The following is a 21,517-nucleotide window of genomic DNA, read 5'->3' on the forward strand; positions in this document are numbered from 1 at the left end:
CCGACGTCATGGTGGTGATTCGTCGTGGCGCTGCAATGCGGCGTTCAATCGCTCCGTGACCAGGTCGATCACCGCAGCGGCGGCCAGAGGCAGGTGTCGGCGGCTTGGGTAGAGCACATGCATGCCGCGGCCCGGGCGCCGATACATGGGCAGGACCGGGAGCAGCGCACCCGTCGCCAGATCGTGGCGCGCGATGGCGCTGGGCAGCAGTGCAATGCCCAGGCCCGCCAGTGCAGCCCGGCGCAAGGCTTGAATGGTGTTGCCACTGAATCGCGTGGCGACCTCCACCCGCACATCCACGCCATCTGGCCCCACCAGCGACCAGCTGGCGCTTCCGCCCTGCTGGGAAAAACAGACACCTTCGTGCTGTCCCAACTGCTGCAGGCTCTCGGGGGTGCCCCGTGCGGCCAGGTAAGCCGGGCTGGCGAACAGACCGCCGTATCCGGACGGCAGGATCTGCCGTCCCACATAGGCGGAGTCCTGCGGCTGTCCGCCACGGAAGGCCACGTCGATCCGGTCGCCAATGAGATCGGCCTTGGCATCGCTCAGAATGAAATCAAGCCGCAGTTTCGGATGCTGTTCGAGGAATTCGGCCACCCACTCCATCTCGAAGAAGTGGAAGAAATCCGCAGGGGCCGCGATGCGCACGAGCCCTGCGATCTCCTGGCTTCCCATCGACAGATCCACGCCTGCGCTGCCCAGCGTGTCCACAGCCTCCACGCAGCGCCCATGGAACTGCTCGCCGGCGGCGGTGAGCACCAGCTTGCGGGTGGAGCGTTGCAGCAGGCGCGTGCCCAGCGCCTGTTCCAGGCCCTGGATACGCCGGCTCAGGGTGTTGGGCGCCATTCCCATCCTGCGCCCTGCCTCGGCGAAGCTTCCGCAGCGGACCACTTCCACGAAGAGCGCGATGTCGTTGAAATCAAGCATGCGCCTTATTACCACCACAAATGGACGACTGCAATCCCATTGCGTCGTCTAATCAAAGCATTCGACGGCGCCTATTGTTGGACGCTCGGCAACGGTGCGCACCTGCTACCGCAGGTACCGCTGCCCGCCCTGTCCCGCTCTGGAGTCACCGATGAACGCCCTTCGCCACCCCGCTCCGGTCCTGGCATTCGCAGAACCCGCCCCCGAACCACTGCGGGCGGGTGAGCCGCGTCCCATCGTGTTCCGTACGCGCGGTCGGACCCACGGCCCGATCACGCGGCTGTTCAGCCCCGGCGACCTCGGTCGCGTGCTCAAGCCGTTCGTCTTCCTGGACCTGTTCCGCCTCGATGCGAGCGAGGATGCCCCAGCCTTCGGCATGCATCCGCATTCCGGCATTGCCACCCTGACCTATCTCATCAACGGCGAAATCGCGTACGAAGACTCGACCGGCCAACAGGGCGTACTGCCCGCCGGGGGTGTGGAGTGGATGCGGGCGGGCAACGGTGTCTGGCATACCGGCGCGGCCCTCGGTCACGCGAATGCACTCGGATTCCAGCTCTGGATCGCACTGCCTGCCGAAAGTGAAAACGCCCCGGCCCAGAGCCAGTACATCGCGCCGTCGCAGATCGACCTGAAAGGCCCGGCACGGGTGCTGCTGGGCCAGTTCGGTGCCGCGGACAGCGTGATCGAGCCGCCCTCGAACATGACCTACCTGGCCGTGACATTGAAGGCCGGTGAACGCTGGCGCTATTCCCCGCCGTCGGGCCATACCGTTGCCTGGCTGGCGTTGAGCACGGGGCAGCTGGCGGCACCCGAGCCGATCCACGCCGGCGAACTGGTGGTGTTCGACGCGAGTGAACAGGCCATCGACGTCGACGCCATCCACGACACCACCTTCGTGCTGGGTTCTGCGGTCAGCCATCCACACGATCTGATCACCGGCACGTACTCCGTGCATACCAGTGCACAGGCCCTTGCCCAAGGCGAAGCGGAAATCCGTCGCATTGGCCGCGAGCTTCGGCGCGACGTCGACGTCAACTGAACCTGTCTCCCCATCAACAACGAGATCACCTCATGCAACCGTCCAACCACCTGCTCTCCCCTGCCGTCATCGGCCGTCTTGCCCTTCCCAACCGCATCGTCATGGCGCCGATGACGCGTAGCCGCGCCGGCGACGGTGATGTTCCTACGCCCCTGGTCGTCGAGTATTACCGCCAACGTGCCAGTGCCGGGCTGATCGTCACCGAGGGTTCGCAGGTCTCGCCACAGGGCAAGGGCTATCCCCGCACACCCGGTATCTTCTCTGCGGCCCAGATCGCGGGCTGGAAGGCCGTCACCGATGCCGTCCATGCGCAGGGGGGCCGGATGTTCCTGCAGTTGTGGCACGTCGGCCGGCTCTCGCATCCCCTGGTCCAGGCCAACGGCGAACGGCCGGTCGCACCGTCAGCGCTGGCGCCCGACGGGGAGCTCTACACATCCGAAGGACTGAAGCCGTACGAGGCACCGCGCGCACTGGCCATCGATGAAATTGCCGGGGTGGTCGATCAGTTCCGCGTGGGCGCCGAGAACGCCAAGCTGGCAGGATTCGATGGCGTTGAACTGCATGGCGCCAATGGTTACCTGATCGACCAGTTCCTTCGTGATGGCGCCAACCTCCGGACCGATGGCTACGGTGGTTCTGCGCAGAACCGCGTCCGCTTGCTGCGCGAGGTGGTGGAGGCCGTGATCCCGGTGTTCGGCGCGGATCGCGTTGGCGTGCGGCTGTCCCCGGCACTGAACGTTTTCTCGATGAGCGACAGCGATCCGCAGGCCACGTTTGGACATGCGGCCGACGTGCTGAGCCAGTACGGGCTTGCCTACCTGCATGTGATCCAGGCGGCGAGCGTCCCGTTCGACTTCGCTGAATTGAAACAGCGCTTTGGTGGCACCTACATCGCCAACGGCGGCTATACGGCCGATCGGGCTGAGGCGGCGTTGATCGCTGGGGAGGCAGACATGATCGCCTTCGGCACCCCCTTCATCGCCAATCCCGACCTGGTCGAGCGCATCCGCCACGGGAATCCGTGGACGGCGCCGGATCCGGCGACGTTCTACCAGGGCGAAGCGCGCGGCTACACCGACTACCCGGTGCGGGCCTGATCTACAACCGCATGCCCAGCCAGATGACGGCTTCCGTCGCGCCGGACACGATAGGGCCGAGCACCTTGGGCCAGAACGCGCCTGCCTGGCTATGCGCCAGGGCTTGATCGTGATGCTGTTGCTCGTCCGCAATGATGGATGAGATGGCCAGCACTGCGGCAGGGTCATGACCTCCCAGCACCACAATCTGGTGCTGGAGGTGGCGCAGCACCACACGCTCTACGGCTGTCGTGATTGCGGAAACAGCCCCTCGCCCCAGCAGGCCGGTCGCAACGCCGAGGACAAAACCACCCACGCCGCAGAGCCAGTAGCTTCGGCACCGAGGACGACCGCGTCGCTGCAGCTCCGCGCCGAAGATGGAGCGATGTCGTTCCTCGTGCGAACGGAACTCACGAAGCTCATCCACCAGTGCGGGTGCGGTCAGCCGGGCCAACAGAATCTGTCCGGTGTAGATCGCAATGGCACCATGCTCCCCGGCATGATTGACCTTGATGATGCGGTCGCCCAGATCAGGGGAGACAGCGTGTGCAACGACGTCCATGTGAGTCCTGATCATGTGATGTGGGGCCCGGGATGCTGACGATACCAGCGGCAGGCGGGTCGATGCAGCCGACAGCGTTTTTCCGGGAGCAGGTGCTATCTGGCAGGCGATTGCTCCGCCGTTCCGGCGTCCAGCGCCTTGCGCTGTGCGTCGTTCCAGGCCTCTCCTTCGGCGCGCGCGCGGGCATCCAGCTCCCGGTTCTCCCGATCATTCGCCTGGTACTGCGCCCAGACCTCCGGCGTGATGGTTTCCAGTCGATTGTCTGCACGCAGCTGGATCGAGGGCGTGTTCCCCATGGAGACCCTGAAGTTATCAAACAGCCATTGCCTGCGCGCCTCCGGCGAGGCGTACAGCAGGTCAGGCTCCGCGTACTGCTGCATGGGCAGCGCCTGCTCTGCGAGGGACGTGTCCGAGGAAATCCGGGCAAGCCGGACAACAAGCCGCTCATGCTCCCGGTCTTTCTGATACAGCGCTGCGACGTCTCCCTCGATCCAGAGCACGTACCAGTAGCCTGCAATCGGATGGCGCTGGAAGGGGTGCTCACGGATCAGGATCAGGTCGCCGGGTTCTTCGTAAAGCGCTTTCCATCCAGCGGGTGCCGGGCGGATGGAGCAGTCGACCGTTCCGCTCATGAGTTCCTCCACCCTCGGCGTTCCGCCGCTGGTGGACAGGCGTGTCGTCCAGCAGCGCAGGCTGTCCCGGTTGTGTGACGCGAGCAGCACCGCATGGTCGTCCAGGACGACCGCATCGGTATGCACGAAGCGATCGTCAGCAGCACCAGGATCGTCAAGGAGTCCTGCGAAAGCGCTGTCGGAGAGCTTTCCGCCATCGACATACAGCTCGAATGTCGTGTAGTGCTGGTACTTGCTGACGTTGATATCCAGCCTGCTTTCCGTGACCGCCACGACTTTCAGCGTGTCCGACGAGAGCACCGTTTCACGCTTGGTTCGCGTGCAGCCACTGGCAAGCAAGGCCGCTGACAGCAGCACTGCCGAACGCATTGCGGTGCTTGTTTTCACGTTCATCGTGATGCGGCCTGCCGTGCTTGTACGGGTGGAGGGGTGTATCCGTACAAGCATAGCGGTTGAACAGTAGTGCCGTTACAGCTCCGGTGGATCCGCGTTGAGGAGCTGCAGGGACGCGCCGGTGGTGTCGGCAAGCACGTGCTTGTCGGTGACCAGCAGCACCACGCCCGGGCGCAGCAGTGGCTGCAGTTGGGAACGGAAACCCGGTGGCAGCAGGATCTTATCTTCGTCTGCCCGGGCAACCACCGTTCCGCTCGCTGCTTCCTGTCCTGGAATACCGATCTCCACCCATGAGGGAGCCGTTGCCGGGGCAACGCCGTCGGCGACCATGAAGGCCCGCGTTCCCGCCGGCGCCGCACCGTCGCCGAAGCCCACCCTCGCCCGCCCGATCTCCTTGCCATCACGATACGCAAACAGCCTGCCGTCCGTGGTGCTCAGCAGCAGCGACAGCACGCCGGTCGGCGCGAGCTCGGGCTGCCAGCGGAACTGCTCCTGCACGCCCAGGGGTGCGACCAGCGCTTCCTTGCCGGTACCGGGGTCGATCGGACTGGCCACACGTGGGTGGACCAGCTCTGACGGCGACACGCCTTCTTTGGCGATCACCACCACCATCCCCATGTCGGTCGCACCGAACAGACGCCGCGCGAATTCGGTGGGCAGGTGCACGCAGCCATGGGATTCGGGATAGCCGGGCAACCCGCCGGCGTGCAGGGCCACGCCATCCCAGGTCAGACGCTCCTGGTAAGGCATGGGCGCGTCGTTGTACTTGCTCGACCGGTGATCCTTGTCCTTCTGCAGAATGGTGAACACTCCGGTGGGTGTTTCATGTCCCGGCTTCCCGGTGCTCACCGTCGAGACCGCGACCAGCAGCCCGTTGCGGTACACGTAGGCCCGCTGCTCGGTGAGACTCACGACCACGGCCATCGGCCCCATCGCCTTCGCGTCGCCACCCCAGACCCACTCGCCGGGGTGCAATGCCGCCGGCACGGTATCGGCCGGACGGGACGTCTTCGCGCCCCACGAAGGTACCGCCAGCGCGGTGGGCGCCAGGGCGAGCAGGGCAAGCAGGGCCAATGCAATTCGGGTCATCACAGTCCTTTGGATCGAGGGTCGCACCGCTGTACTGTCACCGGTCGCCGGCACCCAGGCAAGCCGGGCAGCCCCGGATTCCCCCCTGCGCTGCCTGGCTTTCGGGCAGCGCAGGTCCGCCGTTGCGCAGGCACGTATCAAAGTGCGTCAAATGGTAATATGTCGCATTCCCATTTCTGATTGCCCCCCTCCCGATGCCGTCCTCCCCCCGCCACGCCCTGTGCCTTGCCATCGCGCTGTCTGTCAGTCCGGCCCTCTACGCGGCGGATGCCGATCCCGCTGCCGACGTAAAGGAGCTGGACAAGGTCCAGGTGCTCGGGCGGGCGCAGACCCTGTATCGCGTGAATGACGCGGCGGTGGGCACACGCACGGATACCCCGCTGGAGCTGGTGCCGCAGTCCATCCAGGTGCTGCCCCGTGAGCTGATCGACGATCAGGCCGCACGCCAGGTCACCGATCTGTATCGCAGCATCAGTGGCATCAGCTTCTTCAGCTATGCCGGTGTCACCCTGCGCGGTTTCCGCCAGGAGAATGTGCTGTATGACGGCCTGCGCGGCGATCCGTACGCAGGCTTCTCGGTGCCGCAGCTGTTCAACATCGAGCGCGTGGAAGTGCTCAAGGGGCCGGCGGGCGCGCTGTACGGCGGCGGCGATGCGGGCGGTGTCATCAACTATGTCACCCGCAAGCCGTCGGCCAAGGTCGAGCGCCGGGTGGAGGTGCAGGTCGGCAACAACGATTTCCGCGCCGCCTCCGTCGAAGCCACCGGTGCACTGAACACCACCGGCAGCGTGCGCTACCGCGCTGGCGTGTACAGCGACACCGAAGATGGCGTGCGCTGGAACACCGACAGCCAAAGCGTGATCGGCGATGCGTCGATTGCGTTCGACGTGGGCGAGACCGGCGAGATGGTCCTGCAGTACACCGACATCACGCAGAAACTGGGCGGCAATCGTCTGCGCGGCGTGCCGGTGAACGATGCGGGCACCTTCCTGACCGATCGCCGCTGGAACCACAACGAGGCCACCGACTTCCTCGATATGGATGCCAAGGTGGTGCTGGCCCAGTACCGCTTCTCGCCTACCTCCAGCCTGGACCTGGACGTCGCGGCGCGGTGGTTCGAGAACAACGAGCACCAGATGTATCACGAGCCGATGGGCCTGATCGACCGCGATCGTGACGGCACCGCCGAGTGGATGACGCGCCAGCTGCGCAACCAGATCCGCGCCAACGACGCCTTCGCGGCCAACGGCAACGCCGTCTGGCGGCTCAGCACCGGAAGTGTGGACCACAAGGTGCTGTTCGGCGCCGACGTGTACCAGATGGACGCGGATTTCAACGCGCAGACCGCCAACAGTGCGGATCTCGCCCGCGGTGCCGGTCCTGTCCCGGGTATCGACCTGTTCAACCCGGTGTATGGCGTGACCTCCTATCACGACTACAACCTGGCCGCCCTGCCCTGGCGTGCGACCAGCACCCGCAGCAAGCGCTACGGCGGCTACCTGCAGGACGAGATCACCCTGACCCCGCGCTGGCACGTGCTGGCCGGCCTGCGCTGGGATGGTTTCAAGGATGACGACCGCATCGCCGGCAGCAGCGTGGATGGCGATGACATCAGCTGGCGCCTGGGCAGCACCTTCGTGGTCCGCGATGGTGTGAACGTGTATGCCAACGTGGCCAGCGGCTTCGTTCCGCAATCGGCCGCCAACCAGAATGCCGACGCCGGTGGTCCGTTCGATCCCGAGCGCAGCCGGCAGTGGGAAGTGGGCATGAAGAGCCTGCTGGCCGAGCGCATCACCCTGAATATGGCCGCGTACCGCATCGAGCGCAGCAACATCGTGCAGGCCACCGGCGCGGTGATCGATGGCGTGAACCAGCTGGCGACGCTGGGCCTGGTGCGCAGCAAGGGCATGGAACTGGACCTGCTGGCCGATGTGACCGACCGCTGGGTGGTCAACCTCACCTACGCCTATAACGATGCCGTAGTGAAGGATGCCGGCACGGGTGGCATCACCAATGCGTCGGGCGATCGCTTTGCCAACGCACCACGCAACAAGCTGGGTCTGTGGACCCGCTATGACTTCCCTGCCATCCAGTCGGCCGTGGGCTTCGGTGCCGACCATGTGGACGAGCGGGTCAGCCTGGATGGGCAGACGGTGAAGCCCTACACCACGTTCGACGTCAGCTGGAAAACGCAGTGGCAGCAGTGGCAGTTCCAGGCCAATCTCAAGAACGTGTTCGACAAGGTCTACGCAGCCAGCGGCTTCACCGGGCGCACGGGGCACTTCCCGGGCGAGCCGCGTCGTGTGTATCTCCAAGCGGCATACACCTTCTGATGCAACCCACGCGCCAGCCTTCGCCAGCGCCCCTGCCTGCCCCGCCCCCAACCGGTGGCGGGCGTCGGCGCTGGTTCGAGCTGCACAGCTGGATCGGGCTGAAGCTGTGTCTGTTCATGGGCTTCGTCTGCCTGACCGGCACGCTGGCGGTGTTCTCGCAGGAGATCGACTGGCTGCTGCACAAGCCGATGCGGGTGGCCGACGGCGGTAACACCGCCAGTTGGGGACGCATCATTTCGGCTGCGCAGCGCGCTCGGCCGGCCTGGGAGCTGGAAGGCATCAGCGCCGGGCACACCCGCTTGTTCGCGGCCCGCGCGCAGATGCGCCTGCCCGATGGCCGCAGGCGTTTCGTGTGGATCAACCCCTACACCGCGCAGGTTACCGGCGACACCGGCTGGTTCAATGTGCAACGCCTGCTGCGCAACACCCACCGCCATCTGATGCTGCCGGTCATCTATGGGGTGCCGTTGGTGACGGCACTCTCGGTGCCGTTGCTGCTGTCCTGGCTGGGCAGCCTGTACATTTACAAGAAATGGTGGCGTGGCTTCTTCAAGCGTCCCGATACCGCGCGCCCGCGCCGCCTCTGGGGTGATCTGCATCGCCTGGCCGGCGTGTGGTCGATGTGGTTCCTGCTGCTGATCGGCATCACCGGGGCGTGGTATCTGGTCGAATCCCTGGGGGGCGATGCGCCGGCGGCCCCGGTCACGCACCTGGCCGATGGCGACGCGCCACCGCGCCCCGTGGACCCCGCGGCGGTGGATGCCGCCGTGCGTCATGTATCGGAGCATTGGCCGGCGTTCACGCCCACCGGCGCCCTCGTGAGTCGCGATGGTCGCGGACTGGTCCTGGTGGGTGAGGCAACGGCCTGGCTGGTGCGCGAACGGGCCAACAACATCGCCATGGATCTGCAGGACGGCACCGTGCTGGGGCGCCATGACGGCGGCGATCTCGGGATGCACCAACGCATCGCGGAAATGGCCGACCCGCTCCATTTCGGAAGCTTCGGCGGCTGGCCGATCCGCCTGCTGTGGTTCGTGGCCGGTGCCCTGCTCACCTCGCTGTGTTTCACCGGCGTGTACATCTACGGCCTGCGCACCGCCGATGCCTTGCGTGCGCGTGCGCGAAAGGCGGCTGTATGAGCCCGCAGAAGACCCCCGATCCCTGGCGTGCCGCGTGGCGTGGCATGGGCCATTGGCGATGGCTGTGGCTGGTGTTGCTGCTGCTGTGGCTGGGCTTCCTGCCGGCGGAGTTCTCCAAGTAGCCCGCCCTGCGCGGCACCCGAAGGTGCCGCGCGTTTCATCAGGCGCCGATCAGAAGCTGTAGTCCAGCGACACGCCCACCGTACGCGGCTGCATCATCACCGCGTTCCAGCGGCGGTAATTCTGCGCCGTGCCAGCGGGAATGGTCCTGCCGGCGGCAACGTAGATGTCCTTGTTGGTGAGATTGGTGATGAAGAACCGCACGGTCGTGTTCTGGCTGCTCACTTCGGCGGTCAGATCGACCGTGGTGTAGCTGGGCAGCTCGAAGGACTGCGCAGACGCCACCGAGGCCTCGCGCTCGCCGTAATAACGCAGCGCGCCGCCGACACTCCAGCCCCAATCGCCACTGGTGGGGAACTGGTAGTCGGCCTGCAGGCTGCCTGCCCACTCCGGTACCTGCGGCAGCTGCGCGCCGGATTCGGCCTGATTGGCGCCGCCCGGGCGCGCCGGCGGGATCGGCGAGGTCAGCTGGGCATCGGTATAGGCCAGGCTGGCACTCAGGCGCAGGCCGTCGACGGGCATCAGCGCGCCGGTGAATTCCACGCCCTGGCTGCGTGCACTGCCGCCGTTGACGCCATAGGAAATGCCCTGCGGGGTGAGCAGGTTCAGGCGGATGTCATCCCAGTCGATCCGGAACGCAGCCACTTCGATCAGCGCACGACGATCCCAGAAGTGACTTTTCACGCCGGCTTCGTAGTTGATCAACGTATCGGACTTGACCTGCGAGGGCACATCCGGCGCGGCCGGCAGGATGGGGTTCGGGCTGCCGGCACGGTAGCCGGTGGCCACACGCAGGTAGGCCATGGTGTCCTCGCCCAGGAACAGCCGCGGGCTGGCGCTCCAGGTGGTCACGCTTTCCGACGACTCGGTGACGCGCTGCACGCCGTCGCCGCCCAGCGGGCCGCCCAGCGTCTGGCGGAAGACCTGATCGTTGCGCGCATGGCGCACGCCCAAGGCCAGATCGAAGCGATCGGTGAACTTCCAAGTGGTGTTGCCGAACAGCGCCTTCTCTTTATAGCTGGTCAGCACGGAGGCCTTGAACAGATTGAGCACCGGGGCGAACGCCGGGCTCAGTGCGCTGCCATCTTCGATATAGGCGGCGTCCTCATCGGTGTAGAACGCGCCGACCTGCCACTGCAGGCGGCTGTCGCCCTTGGAAGTCAGGCGCAGTTCCTGGGTCCACTTCTTGAGTTCGATGTCGGTGTCCAGCGCGGCGTACGCCATCACCGGTCCCACGCCGGGGCGCTGGCCCAGCAGCGGAATGTACTCGACGGACTGGTCCTGCAGGCGCCACGAGTTGGATTTCATCCAGCTGCTGGCAGAGGTGAAGTCCGCCCAGCCCAGATCCCAGTCCACCGTCAGCCCGTAGACGTCGTACTTGATCGTGCTCGGCTGCAGGAACAGATACTCGTTGGCGTATCCCGGCAGCTTCGGCTTGAAGGTGACCGGATCCAGCGCCACGGTTGCGAAATTGTCGCCCTTGTTCTCCTGGCGCATGGCGGTCAGCAGGACGTCCACGGTGTCCGAGGCTTTCCACAGCAGCGAGACGCGGCCGGCATTCTGGTGCACATCGTTGGTGTCGCGACGATGCAGGACGGTGTTGTCGATCCAGCCGGGGCTGGTCTGCTCGGCGTAGCTGGCGCGCAGGGCCAGGGTGCCCTTCACCAACGGCACATTGACCGCCGCGCGCTCGGAGTGGCCGACCCGACCACCATCGTCCACCACGCGCATCGTGGCGCCGGCACGGCCAGCGAAGTACTCCAGGTCCGGCCGCTTGGTCACGTATTTGACCACGCCGCCCAGCGCACTCGCGCCGTACAACGTGCCCTGCGGGCCGCGCAGCACCTCCACGTTCTGCACGTCGTAGGGCAGCAGATCAAACATGCCCGAGGTCGCGCCGGACAGCGAGCCATTGGCGGTCAGCGGCACGTCGTCCACATAGATCGACGTGGCGGCGGTGTTGCCCATCGGGGTGATGCCGCGGATGGAGATCGTCGAGCGGCCCGGTGCGCCCAGGCTGGTGACCTGCAGGCCCGGCACCAGTCCGGCCAGGTCGTTCATGTTGTTGACCTGCAGCCGGTCCAGCTGTTCTTCGCTGATGACGCTGATCGACATCGGGATATCGGTCACCACTTCCACGCGTTTCTGCGCGGTGGCGGTGACCGTGCCCAAGGTATGCACGTCGTCACGATTGGTTTTTTCAGCGGCCACCTGCGCCATGACCGGGGCGCTGCAGCCCAGGGCGAGGATGCCTGCAGCGCAGGCCAGCGACAACGCGTTGATTCGGGGCGAACAGTGACTCATGGTGGTCAGACCTCGGTAGCGAACAGGACGCCCACGGCAATGGGCACGAATTGCGGCAGTCAGGGCACCCCGGGTTGCAGGGATCAGGCCGGCCTGGCAGTGACGCTCCTGGGAAATGATGGATGCTTATAAGCCCATGTAGGACACAATAGTCCTGTTCAGAGAACTGTCAATCCCGCGTCGCAACATCGACATGAATCTGTGCCCCAGGACGGCTCCCACTGCCGCTGTCAGCCGCCCCAGACGGCCTCGTCACACCAGATCGTGCCGTCCCGATAGACCACGCCGGGCGTGCGGTCCTGCTTGAGGAAGGTCGGGCCATCCAGATCGACCAGGTCGCACAGCTGCCCCACCACGAAGCCCGGCGCAGCGCCCAGGCTGCTGCACACCATGCAGCCGACCATCACGCCCAGCCCGGCTTCCCGCGCCGCGGCGGAGATCAGCAGCGCCTCGGTGAGACCACCGCATTTGTCCAACTTGATGTTGAACACGTTGAAGCGCCCCTTGAGTCCCTCGACGTCCGCCAGGGTCAGCGCGCTTTCGTCAGCGGCCAAGGCAATGGGCGATGCAAACCCGTCCAGATCGGACTCGCGCCCGCGCGCAAGCGGCTGCTCGATGAGGGATACGTCAGCGGCGAGCATGGCGGTCACCAGACGGTCGAGATCGTCGATCTGGTAGCCCTGATTGGCATCCACACCGAGCCACACGTCCGGGCGCACCGCGCGGATGGCCTCGACGCGGGCAATGTCCAGATCCAGATCGCCGGTCAATTTGACCTTGATCGAGCGCGCCTGCCGATAGGCCACGGCAGCGGCCGCCATGGCCGATGGCGCATCGGCGCCCACGGTAAAGGTCGTCGGCAGCGGTCGCGGCGCCGCGAGTCCGGCAAGCGCCCAGACGGGCCTGCCCGACTGCTTTGATTCCAGCTCCCACAGGGCGGCGTCGACAGCATTGCGGGCACCGCCTGCCGGCAGAATCGAACGCAGTTCCTCGCGCGTGGGGTGTGCCTGGATCGCATCGCGCGCCGCTTCAATCTGGGTGCGCATGCTGTCGAGGTCTTCGCCAAGGTAATAGACGCCGGTGGCCTCGCCCCGACCGATATGCACGCCGTCATCCAGGGTGACGAGGATGGCCAGCCGGCTGTCGAAGACGTGACTGGCAATGCGGAAGGGAGCGGCCAGACGAAGCGCGTCCACCGCGATCCCGAGTTTCAGGCGGGCCATCAGGCGTTCACCCCGGTTGCAGCGGGGTCACGACTCAACGGGGGCGTTGCCAATAGCGTGATCGAGCACATCTGGTTTCCCTGCCTCAAGGTGAGCATTTCTCACATTGAGACAGTAGTTCTCCATAAGGAGAACTGTCAATGGGCGCCGCGGTCGGCGCCCTCTCTGCGCGTCAGGACGACCTCATTTCGCCAGGGCAGCAGCCGGGGCAAGTGCGGCTGCGATCCGCGAGACATGCTTGTTCCAGTCGAACTTCTGCCCTTCCGGTGTCCATCCCAGCCGCACGATCACCGCATCCTGCGACGGGATCACGGCCACGATCTGATGGTTGTGGCCCATCGCCATGAAGGCATCGGGTGGAACATCCTGCAGCACCTTGCGCCCTTCTTCGTCTGGCGCCGCCAGGTTCAACCAGAGCTGCGCGCCGTACGAGGGGCGCGGTGATGCGGGGGTGGGGGTCAGAGCGAACGCCAGCCATTGTTTCGACAGCAGGCGCTTGCCACCCGCTTCGCCGTGGTTGAGGTGCAGCAGCCCGTAGCGCGCCCAATCGCGGGCCGTGGCGTAGCCATAGGAACTGCCGACCAGTACGCCCGATTCGTCCGGCTCGATCAGTGCGCTGCGCATGCCCGCCGGCTCGAACAGCCGGGTCTGCGCAAACCGGGTCATGCCTTCCAGCGTGCCGCCGGTTGCGTCGAAGACAATGCGCGAGAGGATGTTGGTCGTGCCCGAGGAATAGCTCCAGTGCGTGCCGGGGGCGTGTTCAAGCGGCATCGCGGCGGCCAGCGCGGCCATGTCGCCCGCCTCGAACAGCATCTTGATCGACTCGTTGCCTGGCTTGTAACTCTCCACGAAGGTGAGCCCGCTCGACATCGTCAGCAACTGGCGCAGCGTGATGGCGCCCCGCGGGTCGCCCTTGCCCTGCCACTCGGGAACCGGTGCCGGGTCATCCAGCTTAAGCACGCCGTCATCGACCAGCAGGCCGACCAGCGTACCCATGATGCTCTTGGTGGCTGACCAGCCGAGCATGCGGGTGTCCTGATTGAACCCCGGCGCGTAACGCTCGGCGACGATCGCCCCACCCTGCACCACCACGATCGCCCGGGTGTCCGGGTAGCCGCCCACGTTCTGCTCCTCGAACGCCGCACTCACGGCCGCATCCAGTGCGGCGCGGTCGAGCTTCGTCTCAGCGGCCGCCTGCAGCCCCGGAGCCGGCAGGTCGCCCTGTGGCCACGGGCGTGCCGACGGCTGCGGCAGCGGTGAGAGCCGCGCGGCCTGGGCATCGAGCGCCTTCAACGGCACCTCGCCGGTGGTCAACGTACAGCCGACGGCCGGCCGATGCAGCGCAGTACGCGTGGCCGCGCCAGGTGCGGACGCGGTGACCGTCCCGGCCTTGCGATCCACCGACAGCGCCACCGCCTTGGTGAAGGGCGCCAGCGCGTGGATGTCGTCGCGCAGCACGTCAGCCTCGGCACGGTTGGCTACGAAAATGCCGGCGCAGGCGATCTGGGCGGAGACCGCCGTGCCCAGATCGTCCGCGCTGGTGATCGGTGGTGCGGTGGCGAATGCCGGCGCGGACGCGGCGAGCGCGAGGGCGAGAAGGCTCCCGCCGGTGGAATGACGAATCATGAGGTGTGTCCTGTGGTTGTTGGAGCGCGCACGTGGATCAGCGCGTGCGGCAGGGGTGGCGCAGCGCCGAGCCTGCCCGGGCGCCGGTGTGTTTGCCGTCCTCGAAACTCACCACACCGTTGACGATCACGGTGTCGATGCCGGTCGGCGCGCCGGCGGGCGCGTCCCAGCTCGCCACATCATCCAGCGTGTCCAGATCGAAGAGGACGATATCGGCGCGCATCCCCTCGCGGATCAGCCCGCGATCGCTCAATCCCATCCGCTGTGCGGGCCAGCTGGTCATCTTGCGGACCGCATCTTCCAGCGTCAGTACCTGGCGTCGCTTCACATACTCGGCGAGGATGCGCGGGAAGGTGCCATACGCGCGCGGGTGCGGCAGGCCGATGGCGCCGTCGCTGCCGTAGTTCACCGCCGCTGCGGCATCACTGCCGATGCTGACCCAGGGCTGGCGCAGCGCGAGCTGGACATCCGCTTCGCTGATCATGAAGTACAGCGCGACCGCCCGATTGGGCAACCCTTCCAGCGCGATGTCCCACGCCGCATCAGCCGGATCCAGATTCAGCTCGGCACCGATCTCGGCCAGCGTCTTGCCATGGAAGCGCCGGTACTTCTCACTGAAACTGTTGGCCAGACGCACGTTCTGGAAGCCACCCGACGCGTGTACCAGGTTCGACCAGCCCGGCATCGAACCGGCGGCCACCTCCTTCTTCATGCGCTCGCGCACCTTGGGATCGCGCACGCGCTCGATGCCCTTCTCGAGCCCATCGGCCCAGACCCAGCTCGGTGCGATGATTTCCAGCCCGGTGCCGCCGGCGGTGTACGGATACAGATCGGCGGCTACATCGACCCCGCGGTCGCGGGCGGCAGTGATCGTCGCCAGCGCCTGCGGCATCAGCTTGCCCCACTCCGGTGCATAGGCTGCCTTGAGATGGAAAATCTCCACCTTGACGCCGCCCTTCTCGCCGATCTCGATGGCCTCCTCGATGGCCTTGACCACGCCTTCGCTCTCGTCACGCATATGCGTGGCGTAGAAGCCGTCGCACTGCGCGGCCACCTTGGCCAGCGAGATCAGATCCGAGGTGCTCTGGAAGCTGCTGGGTGCATAGATCAAGGCGCTGGAGATACCGAACGCGCCGGCCTCCATCGCCATCTTCACCTGCTCGCCCATGGCCTCCAGCTGCTTTGGCGTCGGCGCACCGGCGGCATCGCCCATGACATGCACGCGCGCCTGGGTGGAGGAGTAGTACGTGCCGAAGTTGACCGCGATGCCCTGCGTTTCAAGCTGCTTGAAGTAGCCCGGCATCCCCGCCGCAGGCACCGGCGGTCCCCCCTCGCCGCCGATCAGCGTGGTCACGCCCATCCGCAACTTGTTCTCGGCCGCGCCATCCTTGAGCAGCGCCGCGCCGGACTGATCCATCATGTCGATGAAGCCCGGCGACACATAGCGCCCCGTCGCGTCGATCTCGCGGGTGCCCTGCCCGGGGACCTGGCCCACCTGGACCACGCGCCCCTCCTTGACGGCCACATCGGCACGGACCCACGGATTGCCGGCACCGTCGAGCACGCGTCCACCGCGGATCACCAGGTCATAGTCGGCGGCGGCTGCGTTGGCGGCGAACAGCATGGATACGCCCGCCCACAGCAGGGTGCGCTTCATCATTGCATCTCCTTGTTGGTGCGCGCCTGCGCACGCACGTCATCCACGACCTCGCGAACCGCATCCACCACGCGATCAGGCTGATCGATCTGGATGTAGTGACCGGCATCGCTCACGATCTGTTGCCGCCCGCGGCTGGACAGGGCGGCCTGTTCGGCATGCAAGGTGCGCCATTCCTGCTTGAACCGGGCGCCCTCCTCTGCCGTCAGGCCCATCTTCTTCAGCTCGTCGGGCTTGAACGGCTTCAACGCGGTCAGCACGATCACCGGGCGGTCGCCAAAGGACGTGACCGCGCGGGCATCGTCCATGGTGCTGTCGAAGCCGTCGAGCTCAGCGGTCGCGCCTGTGACCGAGCCACTGGAGAAGGCGGTGATCTCCGCGGCCTCATCCTTCGGGCGTGGGCCATGATCGGCGCGCGAGAACAGGAAGCGCACCAGGCCGGTCCGTGACAGTGCCGTGGCGGTATGCATCAACAGCGACACCTTCTTCGGGTGGACATCGATGCTCACCACGCTGCCGAGCCGGGCGATCTGATCCGGGTGCGAGGGGTCGACCATCACCAGCCCGGCGACCTGCTCGCCATAGCGCCCCACATAGGTCCGGGTGTACGGCCCGCCGATGGAATGGCCGACCAGCACCAGCGGATCGGTGATGCCCGCGCCTTTCAACAGGGCGTGCAGGTCATCGGCCACGGCCGACGCACGCTGCGGGGTGTCCTTGGCATCGCTGCGCATGATGCCGGCGCGGTCGTAAGCACAGGCGCGGGTGAAGCGGGCGATCCGGTCGTGCACCCGGGTCCAATCCATCGTGCCGCCCGTGCCGAGGCCGGACTCGAAGATCACGGTCGGGGTGCCACTGCCACGACACTCGATATGCATCTGGCGTCCGCCGACATCAACCATCTGGCCGCGCAGTGGATGATCGGTCGCCGCGCTCCGGCGCGCCAAGGCCTCGTAGACCACCCCGATGAGGGTGAGCAGGATCGCGACCGCCAGCAGACCGAGCACGATCCACTTCACCCACCGACGAAACCGCCGCCAACCCTTCACTGCTGTCATGTCGTGCTCTCTTCAATGGCGTGCTGAAGCCTGCGAGGGGGCGCAGGCGGTTGAGAATCCTGGGATCTGCCTGCCCGGCCAACGCAAACGACCGGGATGGATTGAGGCCCATATAGGATATAAGCGTCCTATTTGGAGAATTGTCAATGTGCAGTGCGGGCACGGGGCCAGTCCATTAGCCGCTCCAGGGCGCACGCCGCCCAGCGCCAGACTGCGACAAACCGTCGCAATCGAGCACAAAACGGGCATTTTCGCCGGGAATCCCGACAACCATGCCTTACCATCGGGCCGGTGCATGCGTCCCTCCTCCATCGCTGGCTTCATGCCTGGGCCTTCCTGGCGATTGCGCTGGTGATCGTCGCGCCCATGGTCAGCCGGGCATTGGCGCCGGTGACAGCGCCCGTCATCGTGGCCTCGCCGGCACCTGATCCCCATGCGGCGCATCACGCCATGACGGATGCCGACGCGCACACGGGCCATCACGCGCATCACGATAAGGATCAGGGCGAGGCCCGCCCCGCTGCCGAAGCGCCTGCCGATCCGCACGCCAACCATGACATGGGCGTGGACTGCGAGTACTGCCTGATCGCGGCCCGTCTCATCAGCCTGCTCGTGGCGCTGCTCCTGCTGCTGACGCAGTGGTCGGCCGTGTTTCGATCGCTGTCAGGTCTGGTCGAGCGTCGTCGCGCTCCCGCTCAAGGCACCCTCGGCGCCCGCGGCCCACCTGTTCTGGTCTGCTGATCCGGCACGGATCCGGTGCAGCCTTGCTGCGCCCTGCCGGTTCATGCCCAACGCCCTGCGCTTTCCGGCCCATCCGCCGGACCTTGTCCCTGCCCCGGTCACGCTGACCGCGGCATCGAATGCTGTGGACCATGACAACTTCTTTTTCGTATCGACCTTTGGCCAAGGCCATCACGGCCGTGCTTGCCGCTGCCCTTCTTCTTCCCGCCACCGTCGCCGCCCAGAACGGTACCGTGCTGACCCTGGGCACCGTGCAGGCGCGTTCGGCCGCCGAGCGCGAGCTGTCGGCCCGCTCGGTCTTCACCTCGGTGGATCTCATCGGCGGCGACGTCCTTCAACCGCAGAAGGTCGACCATAGCTGGGAGCTGCTGATGAACGCCCCGGGCGTGCAGGTCACCCAGTTCAAGATGGGCACCGACGCCGGCCGTTTTTCCTTCCGGGGTTTCAACGGCGAGGGCCGCATCAACGCGGTCAAGCTGCTGATCGACGGTATTCCGAGCAATGATAATTCCGGCGGCATGCCCTACCTGGATGCGGTGTTTCCGCTGGACATCGCCGCGCTCGAGATCGTGCGCGGCACCAACGATGCCCGCTACGGGCTGCATGCGATTGCCGGTGACGTGAATGTGTTGACCCGCCAGGGCGGCAATGACGGCCAGCTGAGCATCACCGCCGGCAGCTTTGGCACGCAGGATGTCCAGTTGGCCAAAGGGTTCGAGAGCGGCGCCTGGTCGCAGAACTATTTCGTCGGCTGGCGGACGTCCGACGGCGAACGCGACCATGCCGATGGCACGCAGCGCAGCTTCGCCGGCAAGTGGTTCTACACCGACCCCGACGGCCGGTGGCGCGCAGGGCTGACCAGCCGCTACTACAAGAACGCCGCACTGGAAGCCGGCTACCTCAGCTATACGGAGGTGCAGGCCAATCCGACGCAGTCGCCGGCATACGCACGCGATGACCGCAGTGAGCGCGAGACCGTCCAGACCGCCGTGCACATCGATGGCGCACTGGGCAGCGACTGGAGCTGGAACGCCAAGGCCTACCAGAACGACTATCGCAACCAGCGCTGGGTGACGTTCACCGCGGGAGGCGCTCAACAGGAACGTTTCAATGACGAGACCCATCGCGGCCTGATCTTGAATACGACCTGGCGCCCGGACTCGCGGCTGGCCGAGTTCGTCCTCGATGCCGGCGTGGATGGCCAGTGGCAGGACAACACGGCCCGCCGCTACCGGACCGTCGCGCGGGAGCGCCAGGCGACCCTGCGCGATTGGGACTCCACACTCGATACCCGGGGTGCCTACATGCAGGCAGTGATCCGGCCGATGGACGCGCTGAAGATCGTGCCCGCCTACCGGGTGGATCGCGTGTATGGCGACTTCCACACTGTGGCGACCGGCCTGCGTGCACCGGTCTACGACTATGGCCTGATCAAACAACCGAAGCTGAGTGTCTCCTACGATCTCAGCCCCACAACGGTCGCCTACGCCAACTGGGGGCGAACGTTCCAGATCGGCAGCGGCAATGGCGCGTATCGAACGCAGCTGAACGATCTCGCCCCCTCCCTCAACGAAGGCTGGGAAGCCGGGATGAAATGGGCGCCCGTGCAGGGGCTGCAGACCCGCATCGCGTACTGGGAGCAGCGGGCCAGCGATGAGGTCGCCACCGTCCTGGGCGTCAATGGCGTGGTCGGGGCCAATGAGGTCGGCAACGTGGGCCAGACGCTGCGCCGCGGTTGGGACGCCCAGCTGACGTGGCAGGCCAGCGCCCAGTGGCGCGCCTGGGCGGCGTACTCGCGGCAGAAGGCGGTGATCGAGGTGCCCGACGCCAGTGCGCCGCAGACCCGCGGGCGGCAGATCGAGAACGTGCCGAACTGGCTGGCCAGCGCGGGGGTGGACTACGCCCCGACGGCCGACTGGGCCTTCAGCGCCTGGGGCAATGGCCAGGGCGACTACTTCGTGGAAAGGACCAACACGCTGGGACGCTACGGCGGCTATGCACTGTTGAACCTGAGCGCCACGTATCGGCTGGACGCGCGCAACAGCCTGGCCCTGCAGTTGAAGAACGCGACAGATCGTTTCTACGTGTATGCCTGGTACGACAGCGGTTCCTCGGGTTACTCACCCGGTGACGGCCGGGCGTTGTACCTGAGCTGGACCCGGGAGCTCTGACATGCCATCCCCCGCTACCCCGCGTGCATCGGATCGCTGGCGTTTCTACCGCGCGGTGTGGCGGTGGCACTTCTATGCCGGTCTGTTCGTGCTGCCCTTCATCGCCTGGCTGGCGTTGACCGGCGCGGTATACGTCTACCAGAAGCCGATCGATCGCTGGATCCATCACGATCTGAAGGTCGTGGAGAACGCAGCGGTGCCGCCCTCGCCTGCCAGCGCCCAGCTTGCGGGCGTCAACGCCGTCAGTCACGGGGCTGTCTTCCGTTACACCACGCCGGAGTACGCCGACGGCAGCATCGAGATCGGCGTCCAGGAGGTCGACGGTCGACGGCAGATCTACTACATCGACCCGGGCACCGCGCAGGTGCTCGGGCAGCTGCCGGACAAGGGAACGTTCTCGGGCGTGGTGCGGCAGCTGCACAGCCTCGATCTGCTCGGTGATTACGCCAGTGCCCTGATCGAGATCGCCGCCGGCTGGGCCATCCTGCTGGTGGCGACCGGCGTGTACCTGTGGTGGCCGCGCGGGCAGAACGGTGGGATCACCACGGTTCGCGGGCAGCCGCGACAGCGGCTGTTCTGGCGCGACCTGCATGCGGTAACCGGCGTCTGGGTGGGCGGTGTGCTCGTGTTCCTGGCCGTGACCGGCATGCCGTGGTCGGTGGTCTGGGGCAACCAGGTCAATGCCTGGGCGAACGGTCACGACTATGGTTACCCGGCCGGGGTGCGTGTGGACGTGCCGATGTCCGCGCATCGGCTTGCCGACACCACCACGCCAGCGTGGTCGATGGAGCAGGCACAGCTGCCGGTCTCGGCGGTGCCGCATGTCCAGCACGCCGCTGCCGATGACGGGCATGCCGCACATGGTGGCGGCCCTCTCGGGGACCTGTCGCCGCAGCCCGGCGCGCTCGGCATCGACGCGACCATGCGCCGGTTCAACGCACTCGGCCTTGCGCCGGGTTACAGCATCGCGCTGCCGCGTGGGCCCATGGGTGTCTACACCGCCTCGGTCTATCCGGAGGATCTGTCGCGTCAGCGGGTGGTGCACCTGGATCAGTACAGCGGCCGGGTTCTGCTGGACATGGGCTACGCCGATTACGGTGCGCTCGGGCGAGGACTGGAATGGGGCATCAATGTCCATCTCGGCAACGAGTACGGCACGGTCAACCGTGTGGTGCTGATCGTCGCGTGCGCGGGGATCCTTCTGCTCTGCCTCAGCGGTGTGGTGATGTGGTGGAAGCGGCGCCCCATCGGTGGGATCGGCGTGCCGCCACTGCCGAGGCACGGGCGAAGCGTGGCCTGTGTCTTCGTGCTGCTGTGCATCGGCGGCCTGGTGTTCCCGCTGGTGGGCCTGTCGCTGTTGGTCGTGGGTGTTCTGGATTGCCTCGCCACCCGTGGCTGGCGCGCGCCATGAATCACGTGGTTGG

The 21,517-nt window shown here is 66.2% G+C and carries 17 protein-coding genes; 8 read left to right on the plus strand and 9 right to left on the minus strand.

Translation table 11 applies throughout. The features are described from left to right. Positions 1-6: 6 nt before the first annotated feature. Positions 7-927 (minus strand): LysR family transcriptional regulator, encoded by a 921-nt coding sequence (locus tag ACWV8V_RS05765; RefSeq protein ID WP_346467076.1) that lies wholly within the window; start codon positions 925-927, stop codon positions 7-9. A gap of 151 nt (positions 928-1,078) precedes the next feature. Between ACWV8V_RS05765 and ACWV8V_RS05770 the strand changes: the two genes are divergently transcribed. Then, the gene (locus ACWV8V_RS05770) at positions 1,079-1,969 is read left to right on the plus strand and encodes a pirin family protein (RefSeq protein WP_455899179.1); all 891 of its coding nucleotides are present in this window, start codon (positions 1,079-1,081) and stop codon (positions 1,967-1,969) included. A 32-nt stretch (positions 1,970-2,001) separates the two neighbouring features. Continuing rightward, positions 2,002-3,066 (plus strand): alkene reductase, encoded by a 1,065-nt coding sequence (locus tag ACWV8V_RS05775; protein ID WP_455899180.1) that lies wholly within the window; start codon positions 2,002-2,004, stop codon positions 3,064-3,066. 1 nt (position 3,067) lies between these two features. Here the strand turns inward: ACWV8V_RS05775 and ACWV8V_RS05780 are convergent, their stop codons facing one another. From ACWV8V_RS05780 to ACWV8V_RS05790, 3 genes are all read right to left on the minus strand, one after another. Beyond that, positions 3,068-3,607: a demethoxyubiquinone hydroxylase family protein gene (locus ACWV8V_RS05780; RefSeq protein ID WP_455899181.1), complete on the minus strand. Its 540-nt coding sequence runs from the start codon at positions 3,605-3,607 to the stop codon at positions 3,068-3,070. Positions 3,608-3,702: 95 nt separating this feature from the next. Then, a complete protein-coding gene (locus tag ACWV8V_RS05785) occupies positions 3,703-4,632 on the minus strand; it encodes a hypothetical protein (RefSeq protein WP_455899182.1) in 930 nt (309 codons plus the stop codon). Positions 4,633-4,707: 75 nt separating this feature from the next. Further along, positions 4,708-5,721 (minus strand): L,D-transpeptidase, encoded by a 1,014-nt coding sequence (locus tag ACWV8V_RS05790; protein WP_455899183.1) that lies wholly within the window; start codon positions 5,719-5,721, stop codon positions 4,708-4,710. Between the two features lie 194 nt (positions 5,722-5,915). On the opposite strand from ACWV8V_RS05790, the gene ACWV8V_RS05795 reads away from it, so the two are divergent. Genes ACWV8V_RS05795 through ACWV8V_RS05805 form a run of 3 tightly spaced genes read left to right on the plus strand, consistent with a single transcriptional unit; the run spans position 5,916 to position 9,315 of the window. After that, a complete protein-coding gene (locus ACWV8V_RS05795; protein ID WP_455899184.1) occupies positions 5,916-8,054 on the plus strand; it encodes a TonB-dependent siderophore receptor in 2,139 nt (712 codons plus the stop codon). Continuing rightward, positions 8,054-9,193, plus strand: a complete 1,140-nt coding sequence (locus ACWV8V_RS05800; protein ID WP_455899185.1) for a PepSY-associated TM helix domain-containing protein — start codon at positions 8,054-8,056, stop codon at positions 9,191-9,193. The genes ACWV8V_RS05795 and ACWV8V_RS05800 overlap by 1 nt, the downstream gene beginning before the upstream one ends. After that, positions 9,190-9,315: a hypothetical protein gene (locus ACWV8V_RS05805; RefSeq protein WP_455899186.1), complete on the plus strand. Its 126-nt coding sequence runs from the start codon at positions 9,190-9,192 to the stop codon at positions 9,313-9,315. The genes ACWV8V_RS05800 and ACWV8V_RS05805 overlap by 4 nt, the downstream gene beginning before the upstream one ends. Positions 9,316-9,364: 49 nt before the next feature. Here the strand turns inward: ACWV8V_RS05805 and ACWV8V_RS05810 are convergent, their stop codons facing one another. From ACWV8V_RS05810 to ACWV8V_RS05830, 5 genes are all read right to left on the minus strand, one after another. After that, entirely contained in the window at positions 9,365-11,617 is a 2,253-nt protein-coding gene (locus ACWV8V_RS05810) for a TonB-dependent receptor (RefSeq protein WP_123729309.1), read from the minus strand. A gap of 230 nt (positions 11,618-11,847) precedes the next feature. Continuing rightward, a complete protein-coding gene (locus ACWV8V_RS05815) occupies positions 11,848-12,840 on the minus strand; it encodes a dipeptide epimerase (protein WP_455899187.1) in 993 nt (330 codons plus the stop codon). A 183-nt stretch (positions 12,841-13,023) separates the two neighbouring features. Beyond that, on the minus strand, positions 13,024-14,466 hold the full coding sequence (locus tag ACWV8V_RS05820) for a serine hydrolase domain-containing protein (protein WP_455899188.1): 1,443 nt from the start codon (positions 14,464-14,466) through the stop codon (positions 13,024-13,026). A 37-nt stretch (positions 14,467-14,503) separates the two neighbouring features. After that, a complete protein-coding gene (locus ACWV8V_RS05825; protein ID WP_259260032.1) occupies positions 14,504-16,123 on the minus strand; it encodes an N-acyl-D-amino-acid deacylase family protein in 1,620 nt (539 codons plus the stop codon). Beyond that, positions 16,123-17,181, minus strand: coding sequence for an alpha/beta fold hydrolase (locus ACWV8V_RS05830; protein ID WP_455899189.1), 1,059 nt, complete (start codon positions 17,179-17,181; stop codon positions 16,123-16,125). Before ACWV8V_RS05830 ends, ACWV8V_RS05825 begins: the two co-directional genes overlap by 1 nt. A gap of 342 nt (positions 17,182-17,523) precedes the next feature. Here ACWV8V_RS05830 and ACWV8V_RS05835 point away from each other — a divergent pair, with 342 nt between their 5' ends. The 3 genes from ACWV8V_RS05835 (at position 17,524) to ACWV8V_RS05845 (ending at position 21,504) form a co-directional block, all read left to right on the plus strand. Next, positions 17,524-17,922 carry a DUF2946 family protein gene (locus ACWV8V_RS05835; RefSeq protein ID WP_455899613.1) on the plus strand — a complete coding sequence of 133 codons (399 nt, stop codon included), beginning with the start codon at positions 17,524-17,526 and terminating at the stop codon, positions 17,920-17,922. Positions 17,923-18,053: 131 nt separating this feature from the next. After that, on the plus strand, positions 18,054-20,093 hold the full coding sequence (locus ACWV8V_RS05840; protein ID WP_455899190.1) for a TonB-dependent receptor: 2,040 nt from the start codon (positions 18,054-18,056) through the stop codon (positions 20,091-20,093). Position 20,094: 1 nt separating this feature from the next. Continuing rightward, positions 20,095-21,504: a PepSY-associated TM helix domain-containing protein gene (locus tag ACWV8V_RS05845; RefSeq protein ID WP_455899191.1), complete on the plus strand. Its 1,410-nt coding sequence runs from the start codon at positions 20,095-20,097 to the stop codon at positions 21,502-21,504. Positions 21,505-21,517 lie beyond the last annotated feature (13 nt).

Source organism: Stenotrophomonas sp. Ker107b, assembly GCF_053847245.1.

Coding starts and splice junctions, on each gene's coding strand:
- ACWV8V_RS05765 (WP_346467076.1), bottom strand. CDS start 927: ATGCTTGATTTCAACGACATCGCGCTCTTCGTGGAAGTGGTCCGCTGC.
- ACWV8V_RS05770 (WP_455899179.1), top strand. CDS start 1,079: ATGAACGCCCTTCGCCACCCCGCTCCGGTCCTGGCATTCGCAGAACCC.
- ACWV8V_RS05775 (WP_455899180.1), top strand. CDS start 2,002: ATGCAACCGTCCAACCACCTGCTCTCCCCTGCCGTCATCGGCCGTCTT.
- ACWV8V_RS05780 (WP_455899181.1), bottom strand. CDS start 3,607: ATGGACGTCGTTGCACACGCTGTCTCCCCTGATCTGGGCGACCGCATC.
- ACWV8V_RS05785 (WP_455899182.1), bottom strand. CDS start 4,632: ATGAACGTGAAAACAAGCACCGCAATGCGTTCGGCAGTGCTGCTGTCA.
- ACWV8V_RS05790 (WP_455899183.1), bottom strand. CDS start 5,721: ATGACCCGAATTGCATTGGCCCTGCTTGCCCTGCTCGCCCTGGCGCCC.
- ACWV8V_RS05795 (WP_455899184.1), top strand. CDS start 5,916: ATGCCGTCCTCCCCCCGCCACGCCCTGTGCCTTGCCATCGCGCTGTCT.
- ACWV8V_RS05800 (WP_455899185.1), top strand. CDS start 8,054: ATGCAACCCACGCGCCAGCCTTCGCCAGCGCCCCTGCCTGCCCCGCCC.
- ACWV8V_RS05805 (WP_455899186.1), top strand. CDS start 9,190: ATGAGCCCGCAGAAGACCCCCGATCCCTGGCGTGCCGCGTGGCGTGGC.
- ACWV8V_RS05810 (WP_123729309.1), bottom strand. CDS start 11,617: ATGAGTCACTGTTCGCCCCGAATCAACGCGTTGTCGCTGGCCTGCGCT.
- ACWV8V_RS05815 (WP_455899187.1), bottom strand. CDS start 12,840: ATGGCCCGCCTGAAACTCGGGATCGCGGTGGACGCGCTTCGTCTGGCC.
- ACWV8V_RS05820 (WP_455899188.1), bottom strand. CDS start 14,466: ATGATTCGTCATTCCACCGGCGGGAGCCTTCTCGCCCTCGCGCTCGCC.
- ACWV8V_RS05825 (WP_259260032.1), bottom strand. CDS start 16,123: ATGAAGCGCACCCTGCTGTGGGCGGGCGTATCCATGCTGTTCGCCGCC.
- ACWV8V_RS05830 (WP_455899189.1), bottom strand. CDS start 17,181: ATGACAGCAGTGAAGGGTTGGCGGCGGTTTCGTCGGTGGGTGAAGTGG.
- ACWV8V_RS05840 (WP_455899190.1), top strand. CDS start 18,054: ATGACAACTTCTTTTTCGTATCGACCTTTGGCCAAGGCCATCACGGCC.
- ACWV8V_RS05845 (WP_455899191.1), top strand. CDS start 20,095: ATGCCATCCCCCGCTACCCCGCGTGCATCGGATCGCTGGCGTTTCTAC.